We start from the raw sequence: 12,564 nt of genomic DNA on the forward strand, positions 1-12,564 counted from the left end.
CAAGGTAGTCGTTCACCAGCTGGCCTTCCAAATTTGCTCAGCCGGCCAGATCGGCCCGCAGCCTGGCCTCGTCGACCTCCCAGTAGCTGTGCTCGGCGCCGTCGAGGAGCACGACGGGCAGCCGGTCGCCGTATTCGGCGCGCAGCGCGGCGTCACCGGCCGCGGCCTCCTCGTCGACGTCGGTCACGGTCAGCCGGAATCCGAGCTCGTCGCCCAGCTCCGCCAGCCGCGTCGCGGCGGCCTGGCACATCGGACATCCCTGGCGGGTGAGCAGCTGCACAGCGCGATCCACCCCGCCAGTATCGCCACCAGGTGACTTAATGTTGTAGCCGTGTCCGATATCGGGGGCTTGGGCGTCGGGATCGACGGCCGGGCGCAGCAAGTCGCGGGCGAGGTCAGCGCCGCGGTCGCCGCCGAGGGCCTCGTCGAGCCCGCCGACGAGCTGCCGGGGCCTCCCCCGCCCCCGCCCGACCTGACCGCGGCGGCGTTCTTCGACGTGGACAACACCCTGGTGCACGGCTCGTCGCTGGTGCACTTCGCGCGCGGCCTGGCCGCCCGCGAGTACTTCACCTACAAAGACCTCGCTCGCTTCGCGCTGGCCCAGGCGAAGTTCCAGTTGACGGGCCGCGAGAACAGCGAGGACGTCGCGGCGGGGCGGCGCAAGGCGCTGGCGTTCATCGAGGGCCGCTCGACCGCCGAGCTGGTCGCGTTGGGCGAGGAGATCTACGACGAGATCATCGCCGACAAGATCTGGCCGGGCACCCGGACGCTGGCCCAGATGCATCTCGACGCCGGCCAGCAGGTCTGGCTGGTGACCGCGACGCCGTATGAGCTGGCCGACACCATCGCGCGCAAGCTGGGGCTGACCGGCGCGCTGGGCACCGTCGCCGAGTCGGTGGACGGGGTGTTCACCGGCAGGCTCGTCGGCGACATCCTGCACGGCACCGGCAAGGCGCACGCCGTGCGGTCCCTGGCCATCCGGGAGGGGTTGAACCTGCGCCGCTGCACGGCCTACTCCGACAGCTTCAACGACGTGCCGATGCTCTCGCTGGTCGGCACCGCGGTGGCCATCAACCCCGACGCGGACCTGCGCGACCTGGCCCGCGAGCGGGGTTGGGAGATCCGCGACTTCCGCACCGCGCGCAAGGCGGCGCGGATCGGGGTGCCGTCGGCGCTGGCGCTGGGTGCGGTCGGCGGCGCGCTGGCCGCGGCGGTGTCGCGTCGGGAGAAGTAGTAGCCCGGGCCGGCGCTGATAGGCTCGCGCCGCCACCGCCGAGCAACGGAGAGTATCGCCGCATGGGCATCGCTGCGAACATCATCGGAACCCACTATCGGTATCCGGACTACTTCGAGGTCGACCGCGAGAAGATCCGCGAGTTCGCCCGCGCGGTCAAAGACGACCATCCCGCGCACCACAGCGAGGAGGCCGCCCGGGAGTACGGCCACGATGCGCTGATCGCGTCCCTGACGTTCCTCGCGGTGGCCGGCAGGCGCGTGCAGCTGGAGATCTTCAACCAGTTCGACGTGCCGATCAACATGGAGCGCGTGCTGCACCGCGACCAGAAGATCACGTTCCACCGGCCCATCGTGGCCGGGGACAAGCTGTTCTTCGACTCCTACCTGGACTCGGTGACCGAATCGCACGGCGCGGTGCTGACCGAGGTCCGCGGCGAGGTCACCGATGAGCGGGGCGAACCCGTGCTGACGAGTGTCGTCACGGTCATGGGTGAGGCGCAGTCCGACACCGAGGCCGACGAGGTGAGCGACCGGATCGCCGCTGCGCGCGACGAGGCGCTGCGCAAGATGGTTGCCAAGCAAACAGCCCAGGCGGACTGACCGGCGCGGCGGCTCAGCCGAAGAACGTGTTCCGGCGGTTCGCGAGCATCTGGTACAGCGTCTGCTGGATGGTCTCGCGCACCTGGTCGGTCAGCTCGAAGGTGACCATCGGGTCCTCGGCGGCCGACTCGTCGTAGCCGGCGGTGTCGATCGGCTCCCCGAACTGGATGTACCACTTCGACGGCAGCGGGACGACGCCGAGCGGGCCTGCCAGCGGGAACAACGGTGTGACCGGGAAATACGGCAGGCCGAGAAGCCGCGCGAGCAACTTGACGTCGGCGACCATCGGATAGATCTCCTCCGAGCCGACGATCGAGCACGGCACGATCGGCGCCTTGGTGCGCAGCGCCGCCGACACGAACCCGCCGCGGCCGAATCGCTGCAGCTTGTAGCGGTCCTTGAAGCGCTTGCCGAGGCCTTTGTAGCCCTCCGGGAAAACCGCGGTGAGCTCCCCCGCGGCGAGCAGTCGATGGGCGTCGTCGGTGCAGGCCATGGTGTGGCCGGCCTTGCGGGCGGCCTGCCCGACGCCCGGCATGTCGAACACCATGTCGGCGGCCAGCAGGCGCAGGTCGCGGTGCGCCGGGTGATGATCGCGAACCGCGACCGAGGTCATCAGTCCGTCGAAGGGCAGCACGCCGGCGTGGTTGGCCACCACGAGCGCCGCGCCTGTCTCGGGGAGGTTCTCGATGCCGCTGACCTCGACCCGGAACCACGAGTTGAAGAACACGCGCAGCAAAGGCAGAAAGATTGCGTTGTTGAGGTGCGGGTCGAAGCCGAACTCGTCGACGGTGTAGTCGCCGGTCATCCGTTTGCGGATGAAGTCGGCGACGGCGGCGATGCGGGTGGCGAGTTCGGTGGGCGCCTCCTCGGCGGTGGTCGCGCCACCGGCGCGGTGCGCATCGATGTCGCGGACGACGGCCGCGAGTTCCTCGGCGGTGGCGCGGTTGTCGCCGTCGCCGATCAGCGAGGGATGTCGGCGCGATCGGTCCACCCGCTGGGCAGCCGCCCGCCGCGATGCCGCACTACGCCCCGAATTCGAGTGCAGCGGAATGACTTTCGCTTTCGACTCGCCCGCCACAGTTTCCGTTTCCCTCTTTCCCCGGTGTCCCCGCCCCCACGCGCAGCCCTGAGTCTAGCGTCCGAACCGCTGAGCCGCCGCTACAGCGCGGTGCTCCACAGCAGAAACCCAGCGAGGATCCATGATCGGCGTCAATCCCCGCCCCCGCACATAGTCGTCGAAGGCCTCCGCCGTCGTCCACTTCGGCGTGTACCCGAGTTCGGTGCGCATCCGCGTGGTGTCCATGACGCGGCCGTAGCTGAGGTAGTCGAGCTGCTCTCGATCCAGTTCGCTGTTACGGGTGGCCCGCCACAGCGAATCCACCGCCACCAGGGCCGATCGCGGCAGGGGCAGCGGCAGGCGCCCCGACCGGCGGATCGCCTGGCTCATCATGATGATCCCGGACGCCCCGATGTTGAAGGTGCCCGCCTTGCCGGCCATCGTGGCCCGCTCCAGCGCCCCGAGCGCGTCCTGCTCGTGCAGGAGCTGCATGCGCGCGTCGTGGCCGATGACCGTCGGCACCACCGGCCCGGCCAGATACCGCGACAGGGCGGTGTCCATCGCGGGCCCGATCATGTTGGCCAGCCGCAGGATGGTGACCGCGATGTCGGGCCTGCGCCGGCCCAGCCCGCGCGCGTAGCCCTCGATGTCGATGCTGTCGCGGGCGAATCCCTCGCCCGGCGGCCTGCGCCGGTCGCGGCTCTCGGTGAACAGCACCGGATCCCGCGACGTCGAGCCGTAGACCTCCGACGTCGACTTGAGGATGACCCGGCGCACCGAGGGTGCCTTCTGGCAGGCGGCGAACAGCTGGATCGCGCCCATCACGTTCAGTTCCTTGAGCGTCGCGCGACCACCGGAGCGCGGCGCATACGACGCGGCCGCGGCGTGCACCACGGTGTCGACGTCGCCGTTGCGGATCACCTTGGCGATGAACGGGTTGCGGATGTCGGCCCGGACGAACTCAGCACGCCCCATCCGGCGCAGCAGGTCCTTGCTCGGCGCGATCGCGTCGACGGCGATCACGTGGTTGATCAGCGGGTTCTGCGCCAGTCGAGCAGTGAGGTACCCGCCGAGAAATCGGCAGGCTCCGGTCACGAGCACGACCTTGGGGTAGTTCAGCCCGTCGCGCGCGTCGGATCCGCCCGAGGTCCCCCCAGCATCCATCTCCGACAGCCTACGGGCGCGTCGCGACTACTTGCCGAGTTTTCTGCGCTGCACTCGCGTGCGGCGAAGCAGCTTGCGGTGCTTCTTCTTCGACATGCGCTTGCGACGCTTCTTGATGACAGAACCCATGAACTCCGCTACCTAAGTGTTGTCGTGACGAGCGTGAAGGAATCTCGTCAGCCTCGACCGGCCACCTTACCGAAGGGCGGATTCACGACGAAATCCAGCGTCAGGCGCGCTCAGCCCGCATCGAAGTACGAGCTCTCCAGCATGTCGTGCACCGCCTTGGCGTGGACGCGGAACGACCGGCCCACCCGGACCGCGGGCAACTCGCCGTTGTGCACCAGCCGGTACACGGTCATCTTGCTGACCCGCATGAGGCTGGCTACCTCGGCAACGGTGAGAAATTGAGCTCGAGGCGGCTGGCCTTCGGACTGGCCGGCGTCCCGCGCCGCCTTCCCACTGGCCGAATCCCGCGCCGACGGCCCGTTCATAGACGTCATCGCAACCCAATCCATCAGGCGCGGGCAGTTCCAGCGGCTTCCCCACCGCTGGCACCGACCCGTGCTTACCACTGGGAGAATAGCGTGGCAGGTGGGGTTACTGCGACGGGTGTGGGCTAATCGGTCCGAAATAATCGAACTACTCTGGTGTAATTCCTAGCTGCTCAGAGCGCCTTTTCGCGGCCTCGACGGCGTTGGCCACCGCGGCCCGCAAACCACCGCGTTCCAGTTCCCGCAGCCCAGCGGCCGTGGTGCCGCCCGGGGAGGTAACGGTGGCCCGCAGCTGAGCGGGTGAGGTGTCCACCGTCCCGGCCATCGGTGCGTCCTCGCCGCCGGCACCGTCGTCCAACCGGTCCAGCAACATCGCCGCCGAGCCGGCCATGGTCTGCACCACCAGATCGGTGGCCATGGGGCGCGTCAGCCCCGCGTCCACGGCGGCGTCGACGAGCGCCTCGACCATCAGGAAGAAGTAGGCCGGCCCTGAGCCCGAGACCGCCGTCACGGCGTCGATCTGCGACTCGGACACCGTCAGCACCCCGCCGACGGCGTCGAAGATCGACGAAACGCCCTTGAGGTGCTCGGCGGTCGCGAACCGGCCCGGCGCGACGGCACTGACGCCGCCGCCGACGAGCATCGGCGCGTTCGGCATGACCCGCACGACGGGCGATCCGGCGGGAAGCTTGTTCTCGTAGTAGGCGGCGCTCACGCCGGCCGCGACCGTCACGAAGATCTGCTCGGCGGCGTCGCTCTCCGCGCGAGCGGCGGTGTCGACGATGTCACCGATGACGTTGCCCACGTCCGACGGCTTCACCGCGACGATGACGTAGGTGGCGGCGTCGACCGCCTCGGGCACCGAGGTGACGCGCACCGAGTACTTCTGAGCGAGGTAAGTCGACCGGGCGGGATCCTTCTCCGCGACGACGAGGTCCTTGACCTGCCGCCCGGCCCGCAGCAACCCCGCCAGCAACGCTTCGCCGATACTCCCGCCGCCGATGATCGCGATTCTGGCCATGCCGCACAGCATGTCACGGCCGGTTCGGGCCGGCTTATCGGCTCTCCGCTGCCGGTACCAGCGCCAGCTGGCGGGTCTGCACGATGATGCGGCCCTCGCAGTCGACCACCACATGGTCCTCGTCGAACCAGTCCTGGCCGATCTGGGTTGTCGTGCACATCACCCGCAGCCAGCCGTCCGCAGGCACGGCCCGCAGATAGGCGGTCAGCTGCACCGTGGGGGCCCATCCGAACCTGTTGACGCCGAACGTGACCGGCGCCGACACGTCGCCGCACAGCAGCGCGAACAGCACGTCGGGCGCGACCCCCTTCGGGCGCACCCAGTACTCGATCAGCGGCGGTCCGCCGTCGCCACGCGGGCTGAACGACGTCAGCGACGGACGGATGTCGCAGCCGCGCGCGAGGTGGACGATGTCGGCCATCGGATGGCCCGGGCCGATCGGCTCCAACCCGGGCGGCGGGTCGGGCGTCATCAGCGGCAGCACCGGGTTGACCGACAACAGCGGCGGCACATGGTGTTCCGGCGTGCCCATGGTGATCGCCGCACGCAGTGCCGTACGGGTCCCCTGGTTGAGTTCGACATCGATCAGGCTGACCCGGCGGCCGCGCTTGCGCACGGCGGTGACGATCTCCATCGGGCCGGGGTCGGGCGCCCACAGGAAACTGCCCGACACCGCGATCGGCTCGACGCCGGCGTCGGCGAACTGCGTGCGCGCCGCGTTCGCGCACAACGCGAGCATCGCGCCGCCGTGCACTTTGGGACCGATCGTCCAGTGCTCGTTGAGCAGGCCGTGATAGACACCGTCGCCGGCCGGCGTCAGCGCCATGGCGTCGGTGAACAGGGTCGAACTCGTCATGTACCGTCCTCGGCTCTCAGCGCAGCAGATGCGCGCGGGCGAACTGCAGCGACTCGGTCAGCAATGCCTCCCGCTCGGCGGCCGAGCGCGCACCGGAGGTCGTCACCTCGAGGATGACATGGCCCGCGAATTCGTCGGCGGCCAGCGCCTCGCAGATCTCGACGGTCGGCTGCGTCCCGCGGCCGGGCACCAGATGCTCGTCGGCCGAGGCGCCGCTGCCGTCGCACAGGTGCAGGTGCACCAGGCCCGCCCCCATGCGGCGGGCCATGTCGACGGCGTCGGTGCCCGCGGTCGCGGTGTGCGACAGATCCAGCGTGTAGTGCGCATGGCCACCGTCGAGCGGGTCGTAGGACGGAGCGAAAGCGGAAATGCCCGGTCCGGGACTGCCACCTCGCTTGCGCATCCGCTCGATCGACGTCTGTCCCGCCCCGAAGAAGCGGTCCGCCCGGAACGGGAACATGTTCTCCACCGCGACCAACACGTGGCTGCCCGCCTCGAGTTCGGCCACCTGATCGGAGAAACCCTCGGCGTAACGACGCTGCCAGCGAAACGGCGGATGGACGACGACGGTCTGCGCGCCGAGCTGCTCGGCGGCGCGGACGCTGCGCTCCAGCTTGGGAATCGGGTTGGCGCCCCACACCCGCTGCGAGATGAGCAGGCAGGGTGCGTGCACCGACAGCACCGGCACGTCGTAGCGCTTGGACAACGCCGCCACAGCGTCCACGTCCTGGCTCACCGACTCCGCCCAGACCATCAGCTCGACACCGTCGTAGCCCAGTTTCGCGGCGTACTCGAACGCGGCCTCGGTCTTCAGCGGATAAACCGAGGCCGTCGACAGACCGACCTTGATGGCAGGGCGCACCCGGTCAGCCTGATTGCAGCAGCGCCAGCGGGCCGAGGGTGACCAGTGCGCCGACCGCCACAGCGATCAGCGTGCTACCGATGTCCTCGGTCTTGCGCACCACCCGCACACCGACCACCAGGCCCAGGATCACCAGGACCGAGAGCACCAGCGCGACGATGTTGTTCCACTTCCACAGCTGGTCGAACGCCACGAACAGACCCGCACCGAACACCACCGCGATGACACTCTGCCCGACGATCCACGCGCCGTGCACCAGCGGCGACATCTCACGCGGCTCGTCGGCCTCGACTTCCTCGTCGTCCAGGTCGAGGTCCTCGGGCGCGGGCCGAGTGCCACGGCGCGCGACATCGTCGGCGACGGTCTCCCCGCCGAACAGCGGGTCCGCGGTGGAGCGCAGGTAGGACGGCAGTTCGTCGTCCACTTCGGTGTCGGTGTCGACGTCGGTGTCGACGTCGGTGTCGACGTCGGTGTCGAGTGCAGCCGCGTCGACCTCGGTGTCCTGTTCGGCAACGGGCGCTTCGTCGAGTTCTTCGGCACGCTCCTCGGCCTCGACGTCGGCCTCGGCCTCGGCGTCGATGGGGTCGGGACTCATCAACTCTGCGTCGACCGGAGCGGTGTTCTTACGCCCGAACCGGCCGAAGGGTGAGCGACGCGGCGGTGCGACGAATTCGACCGGGTCGGACTCGGCGTCGCGGTGTTCGACGTGGGCGGCGTACTCGGCCACCGCGTCGGCGTAGTCGTCCTCGTTCTCGGCCTCGCCGTCCGCCTCGGGTGCGGCCGCGACGCCGGTGTCGGCCTCGTCGTCGACCCGGTCGGCTTCGTCGAACTCGACCAGTTCGTCGTCGGCCTCGGTGACCTCGGCGGCGTCGGCGAGCTCATCGGCTTCGGTCTCGGGCTCGGTCGTGGTCTCGACGTCGGCCGTGGCCTCGACGTCGGCGTCGGGTTCGGTCTCCGCTTCGGTCTCGGTGCCCGGCTCGGCGAGGGCGACCTCGCCGTTCTCCGTGTCCTGATCGTCCTGCGCTACCTGTGCGACCTGCTCGTCATCTCGTGTCGGGGCCGGCTCGTCGGGGCGAACGATCGGGATCTCACCGGTGAGTTCGGCGACGGTGACGGCGTCGGCGTTGCCGCGGCGGCGCCGGCGCCTCCCGCCGACCGGAGGTGCACCGATCGTGCCGTTCTTGGCCAGCAACTCGGCGACCGAGATCGGCCGGGTGTTGCTGTAATCATCTGATCCAGTCATCGCCTGCTTGCCTTTGAGCCTCGCTGCTTACCGTCCAGCATTACGCACTGACATCCGCCTGGAGGCCGTTTCACCGCCCACGAGGGCCGTGCCGTCGGCTTCGCTGTCGAGTTTGCGCAGAATCAATCCCTCCCGCAACGCCCAGGGACAGATGTCCACACTTTCGATACCGAGTGCCTTCATGCTCGCCTCGGCGACCAGTGCGCCTGCGACGATCTGCGGTGCACGGTCGGCGCTCACCCCTTCCAGTTCGGCACGGTCGGACGCGGTCATCCTAGAGATGAAGGCTATGAGCTGACGAAGGCCCGCGGCGGTCAGGGTGCGCTTGACCCGCGGTCCGGCGCCCGAGGGCGCGGCGCCGGTGAGCCGGGCCAGCGACCGGAACGTCTTTGAGGTGGCCACCGCCAGATCGGGGGTGCCCGCTTCGGTGATGGCGGCGCCGGCTTCGGAGAGCTCGTTGGCCAGCCAGTCACGCAGCATCGCCACGCGCCGGCGGCCCGGCGGATCGTCGGGCAGCCACTCGCGGGTCAGCCGGCCCGCACCGAGCGGCAGCGACATCGCGACGTCGGGTTCCTCGTCCACCCCGCTGGACAACTCCAGCGAGCCCCCGCCGATGTCGATGTTGATGATCCGTCCGGCGCTCCAGCCGTACCAGCGCCGTACTGCCAGGAACGTCAGCCGCGACTCGTCGACACCGGTGAGCACCCGCAGATCCACGCCCGTGTCGGACTTCACCCGCGACAGCACGTCTTCGGAGTTCTTCGCGTCGCGCACCGCCGACGTCGCGAACGCCATCAACTCCGAGCACCCCGAGCTGGCCGCGATCTTGGCGAACTCGTCGATGGTGCCGATCAGCTTGTCCGCGCCTCGCCGGGTGAGTTTGCCAGAGTTGTCGATCGACTCGGCGAGCCGCAGCGAGGCCTTGGTCGAACTCATCGGCGTCGGGTGCCCGCCGCGGCGGGCATCCACCACCAACAGGTGGACGGTATTGCTGCCCACGTCGAGCACGCCTAATCGCACCCGTCCAACCTAATGGGTCTACCGTGGAAAACCGTGACTGGTCCTTACCCGGGTGAGGTGGAACTCGATTTCGCCCGCGAATGGGTGGAGTTCTACGACCCCGAAGACCCCAAGCACCTGATCGCGGCTGACCTGACGTGGCTGCTGTCACGCTGGACGTGCGTGTTCGGCACGCCGGCGTGCAAGGGCACGGTCGACGGCCGGCCCGACGACGGATGTTGTTCGCACGGAGCGTTTCTCTCCGACGACGACGACCGCGCCAAACTCGACGACGCGGTCAAGCTGCTCACCGACGCCGACTGGCAGTTCCGGAGCAAGGGCCTGGGCCCGAAGGGCTACCTGGAGTGGGACGAATACGACGACGAACCCACGCTTCGGACCCGAAAGCACAAGGGCGCGTGCATCTTTCTGAACCGTCCCGGTTGGCCGGCCGGCATCGGGTGCGCGCTGCACACCAAGGCGCTGCAGATCGGCGTGGAACCGCTGACCCTCAAGCCCGAGGTCTGCTGGCAGCTTCCGATCCGGCGCACGCAGGAGTGGGTGACGCGGCCCGACGGCTCGGAGATCCTGAAATCGACGATCACCGAGTACGACCGGCGCGGCTGGGGTGAGGGCGGGCTCGATCTGACCTGGTACTGCACCGGCGATCCCAACGCCCACGTCGGTGAGAAGGCGGTGTGGCAGTCGTACGCCCCAGAGCTCACCGAACTGCTGGGAGAGAAGGCCTACGCGGAATTGGCGGCAATGTGCAAGCGGCGCAGCGGTTTGGGGCTGATCGCCGTGCACCCTGCCACGCGGGCCGCCCAGTGAGCGCATCGCTCTTCCTGTTCCGGCTCATCCCGCCGCGCGCGGACTTCGCGCAGACGATGACCGACGCCGAGCGCCACGCGATGGACGGGCACACCGAATACTGGCGGGCACTGCTCGACGCGGGGCGGGTGGTCGTCTACGGCCCCGTCGCCGACCCCGAGGGGGTGTGGGGGCTGGGCGTGCTGCGCGGCGCCGACCGCGCCGAGGTGCTCGCGATCGGTGAGGCCGATCCGTCGGTGCTCGCCGGGGTGAACACGTTCGAGGTGCTCGAGATCCTCGGCGGCACTACGGGGTAGCCGCCACCGGCTGCAGGTGAGAAGTCAGCCCTCCAGCTTGTAACCGAGCCCGCGGACGGTGACCAGATGCACCGGGTTGGCGGGGTCGGCTTCGATCTTGCTGCGCAGTCGCTTCACGTGGACGTCGAGCGTCTTGGTGTCCCCGACGTAGTCGGCGCCCCACACCCGGTCGATCAGCTGCCCGCGGGTCAGCACCCGCCCACTGTTGCGCATCAGGTACTCCAGCAGGTCGAACTCCTTGAGCGGCAGCGTGATCGGGCTGCCGTTCACGCTGACGACGTGACGCTCCACGTCCATGCGGACCGGGCCCGCCTCGAGCACACCGTCGGCGATGCCCGTGTCGTCGGCGTCGGCCCCGCGGCGCAGCACCGCCCGGATGCGCGCGATCAGCTCACGTGCCGAATACGGCTTGGTGACATAGTCGTCCGCGCCGAGTTCGAGGCCGACCACCTTGTCGATCTCGCTGTCGCGCGCGGTCACCATGATCACCGGCACGCTCGAGCGGGCCCGCAGCTGCTTGCAGACATCGGTGCCGCTCATCCCGGGCAGCATCAGGTCCAGCAGCACGATGTCGGCGCCCGCCCGCTCGAATTCGGCCAGGGCCGAGGGGCCGTCGGCCACCACGGTGGCCTCGAAGCCCTCCTTGCGCAGGAGGAAGGCCAGGGGATCGGCCAAGGACTCCTCGTCCTCCACGATCAGCACACTGGTCATCGCTGTCTCAGTCCTCTCGGTCGTCGTGCTCGTTCGGGTCGTCGTCACGCGGATACGCGGGGATCGACAGGGTGAAGGTGGAGCCCGTGCCCGGCTGACTCCACAGCCGGATCGAGCCGTTGTGGTTGGCGGCTACGTGCTTGACGATCGCCAGCCCCAGTCCGGTGCCGCCGGTGGCCCGGGACCGCGCCTTGTCGACTCGGAAGAAGCGCTCGAAGACCCGCTCCTGATCGACGGGGGCGATGCCGATACCGCGATCGGTGACCGCGATCTCGATGCTGTCGCCACACCGGCGACGACTGATCGACACCGAAGATCCGTTGGGCGAGTAGGCGATTGCGTTGGACACCAGGTTCGCCAATGCGGTCACCAGCAGCGTCTCGTCACCGAGCACCCGGTAGCCCGTCGGCGCGTCGGTGGTGATCTTGATGTCGGCGTTGTCGGCGGCCACCTTGTGGCGCGAGAGCGCCTCGGCCACCACGGTGTCCACGTCGACCGCGCCCAGGTCGGGCAGCCGCTCGGCGCCCTGCAGCCGGGACAGCTCGATCAGCTCGCCCACCATGTCGGCCAGCCGGTGCGACTCGGTGACCATCTTCTCGGCGAAGTGGCGCACCGTCTCGGGATCGTCGGCCGAGGCGAGCACCGCCTCGGCCAGCACGCCCATCGCGCCCACCGGCGTCTTGAGTTCGTGGCTGACGTTGGCCACGAAGTCCCGCCGGGTCGCCTCCATGCGGGCGTGTTCGGACTGGTCGGCGACGTAGACCACCGCGAACCGCCTGTCGTCCTCTGTCAGCAGCCGCACGTGGCCGCGCACCGACAGTCCGGAGCGCCCTGGGTGATCGCGCTTGCGCGGTGCGAGATCGAACTCGACGTCCTGGCCGCCCGCCAGGGTCCGCTGCGCGGCCTGCCAGGCGCGATCGTCGAGCAACCGGTCGCGGACCAATCCGAGTTCGGTGGCGCGGGTGTTCGTGTAGACCACGTCACGGTGGGTGTCGACGACTGCGATTCCGACCGGGGACTGTGCGACGGCGTGGCGGAGCATCTGCGAGACGGTGATGCCGTTCTGTTCGACCGAACGGCGCTGACGGCGCTCGCGTAGGCGCGGAGCTGCCCTCACGCCGAACACCACACCGATCGACAACGCGAGCAGTGCCACGATCGCCGCGAGCAGCAGCGCCGATACGACACTCACGC

At 69.2% G+C, this 12,564-nt stretch carries 16 protein-coding genes; 4 read left to right on the top strand and 12 right to left on the bottom strand.

Going from position 1 to position 12,564, the window contains the following annotated elements; genetic code table 11:
* Positions 1-37: 37 nt before the first annotated feature.
* Positions 38-292: a glutaredoxin family protein gene (locus tag G6N45_RS01180; protein ID WP_163720009.1), complete on the bottom strand. Its 255-nt coding sequence runs from the start codon at positions 290-292 to the stop codon at positions 38-40.
* Between the two features lie 39 nt (positions 293-331).
* Between G6N45_RS01180 and G6N45_RS01185 the strand changes: the two genes are divergently transcribed.
* Entirely contained in the window at positions 332-1,234 is a 903-nt protein-coding gene (locus tag G6N45_RS01185; RefSeq protein ID WP_163720011.1) for an HAD family hydrolase, read from the top strand.
* Between the two features lie 62 nt (positions 1,235-1,296).
* On the top strand, positions 1,297-1,836 hold the full coding sequence (locus tag G6N45_RS01190) for an FAS1-like dehydratase domain-containing protein (protein ID WP_163720024.1): 540 nt from the start codon (positions 1,297-1,299) through the stop codon (positions 1,834-1,836).
* Between the two features lie 13 nt (positions 1,837-1,849).
* Here the strand turns inward: G6N45_RS01190 and G6N45_RS01195 are convergent, their stop codons facing one another.
* The 9 genes from G6N45_RS01195 to G6N45_RS01235 all read right to left on the bottom strand — a co-directional run bounded on the left by G6N45_RS01195 (position 1,850) and on the right by G6N45_RS01235 (position 9,553).
* A complete protein-coding gene (locus G6N45_RS01195) occupies positions 1,850-2,914 on the bottom strand; it encodes a lysophospholipid acyltransferase family protein (protein ID WP_163720027.1) in 1,065 nt (354 codons plus the stop codon).
* Between the two features lie 54 nt (positions 2,915-2,968).
* Entirely contained in the window at positions 2,969-4,057 is a 1,089-nt protein-coding gene (locus tag G6N45_RS01200; protein WP_163720028.1) for an SDR family oxidoreductase, read from the bottom strand.
* Positions 4,058-4,084: 27 nt separating this feature from the next.
* Positions 4,085-4,186: a 30S ribosomal protein bS22 gene (locus tag G6N45_RS01205; protein WP_003402602.1), complete on the bottom strand. Its 102-nt coding sequence runs from the start codon at positions 4,184-4,186 to the stop codon at positions 4,085-4,087.
* Between the two features lie 110 nt (positions 4,187-4,296).
* Positions 4,297-4,560: a helix-turn-helix domain-containing protein gene (locus G6N45_RS01210; protein ID WP_043404963.1), complete on the bottom strand. Its 264-nt coding sequence runs from the start codon at positions 4,558-4,560 to the stop codon at positions 4,297-4,299.
* A 139-nt stretch (positions 4,561-4,699) separates the two neighbouring features.
* Positions 4,700-5,572, bottom strand: a complete 873-nt coding sequence (gene proC / locus G6N45_RS01215) for a pyrroline-5-carboxylate reductase (protein ID WP_179965253.1) — start codon at positions 5,570-5,572, stop codon at positions 4,700-4,702.
* A 34-nt stretch (positions 5,573-5,606) separates the two neighbouring features.
* Positions 5,607-6,428: a thioesterase family protein gene (locus G6N45_RS01220; protein WP_163720032.1), complete on the bottom strand. Its 822-nt coding sequence runs from the start codon at positions 6,426-6,428 to the stop codon at positions 5,607-5,609.
* 16 nt (positions 6,429-6,444) lie between these two features.
* Complete coding sequence (locus G6N45_RS01225; protein ID WP_163720034.1) at positions 6,445-7,290, bottom strand: sugar phosphate isomerase/epimerase family protein; 846 nt, start codon at positions 7,288-7,290, stop codon at positions 6,445-6,447.
* Between the two features lie 4 nt (positions 7,291-7,294).
* The gene (locus tag G6N45_RS01230) at positions 7,295-8,533 is read right to left on the bottom strand and encodes an Rv0497 family membrane protein (RefSeq protein WP_163720037.1); all 1,239 of its coding nucleotides are present in this window, start codon (positions 8,531-8,533) and stop codon (positions 7,295-7,297) included.
* A gap of 27 nt (positions 8,534-8,560) precedes the next feature.
* Complete coding sequence (locus tag G6N45_RS01235) at positions 8,561-9,553, bottom strand: Ppx/GppA family phosphatase (protein ID WP_163720039.1); 993 nt, start codon at positions 9,551-9,553, stop codon at positions 8,561-8,563.
* Between the two features lie 12 nt (positions 9,554-9,565).
* On the opposite strand from G6N45_RS01235, the gene G6N45_RS01240 reads away from it, so the two are divergent.
* Positions 9,566-10,363, top strand: coding sequence for a DUF3109 family protein (locus G6N45_RS01240; RefSeq protein WP_179965254.1), 798 nt, complete (start codon positions 9,566-9,568; stop codon positions 10,361-10,363).
* A 56-nt stretch (positions 10,364-10,419) separates the two neighbouring features.
* Positions 10,420-10,659: a YciI family protein gene (locus G6N45_RS01245; protein ID WP_163727566.1), complete on the top strand. Its 240-nt coding sequence runs from the start codon at positions 10,420-10,422 to the stop codon at positions 10,657-10,659.
* A gap of 24 nt (positions 10,660-10,683) precedes the next feature.
* On the opposite strand, the gene regX is transcribed toward G6N45_RS01245, so the two are convergent.
* Together regX and G6N45_RS01255 are read right to left on the bottom strand one after the other, a co-directional pair.
* Positions 10,684-11,370: a two-component sensory transduction protein RegX gene (gene regX / locus G6N45_RS01250; protein WP_057150460.1), complete on the bottom strand. Its 687-nt coding sequence runs from the start codon at positions 11,368-11,370 to the stop codon at positions 10,684-10,686.
* Positions 11,371-11,377: 7 nt separating this feature from the next.
* The gene (locus tag G6N45_RS01255; RefSeq protein WP_163720042.1) at positions 11,378-12,562 is read right to left on the bottom strand and encodes a sensor histidine kinase; all 1,185 of its coding nucleotides are present in this window, start codon (positions 12,560-12,562) and stop codon (positions 11,378-11,380) included.
* Positions 12,563-12,564 lie beyond the last annotated feature (2 nt).

It is taken from the genome of Mycolicibacterium psychrotolerans, from assembly GCF_010729305.1.
Classification (GTDB): domain Bacteria; phylum Actinomycetota; class Actinomycetes; order Mycobacteriales; family Mycobacteriaceae; genus Mycobacterium; species Mycobacterium psychrotolerans.

Excerpts from the sequence above, each read along its gene's own strand:
- G6N45_RS01190 (WP_163720024.1), top strand. The coding sequence starts at position 1,297 with ATGGGCATCGCTGCGAACATCATCGGAACCCACTATCGGTATCCGGAC.
- G6N45_RS01210 (WP_043404963.1), bottom strand. The coding sequence starts at position 4,560 with ATGACGTCTATGAACGGGCCGTCGGCGCGGGATTCGGCCAGTGGGAAG.
- G6N45_RS01220 (WP_163720032.1), bottom strand. The coding sequence starts at position 6,428 with ATGACGAGTTCGACCCTGTTCACCGACGCCATGGCGCTGACGCCGGCC.
- G6N45_RS01245 (WP_163727566.1), top strand. The coding sequence starts at position 10,420 with ATGACCGACGCCGAGCGCCACGCGATGGACGGGCACACCGAATACTGG.
- G6N45_RS01205 (WP_003402602.1), bottom strand. The coding sequence starts at position 4,186 with ATGGGTTCTGTCATCAAGAAGCGTCGCAAGCGCATGTCGAAGAAGAAG.
- regX (WP_057150460.1), bottom strand. The coding sequence starts at position 11,370 with ATGACCAGTGTGCTGATCGTGGAGGACGAGGAGTCCTTGGCCGATCCC.
- proC (WP_179965253.1), bottom strand. The coding sequence starts at position 5,572 with ATGGCCAGAATCGCGATCATCGGCGGCGGGAGTATCGGCGAAGCGTTG.
- G6N45_RS01230 (WP_163720037.1), bottom strand. The coding sequence starts at position 8,533 with ATGACTGGATCAGATGATTACAGCAACACCCGGCCGATCTCGGTCGCC.
- G6N45_RS01200 (WP_163720028.1), bottom strand. The coding sequence starts at position 4,057 with ATGGATGCTGGGGGGACCTCGGGCGGATCCGACGCGCGCGACGGGCTG.
- G6N45_RS01240 (WP_179965254.1), top strand. The coding sequence starts at position 9,566 with ATGGGTCTACCGTGGAAAACCGTGACTGGTCCTTACCCGGGTGAGGTG.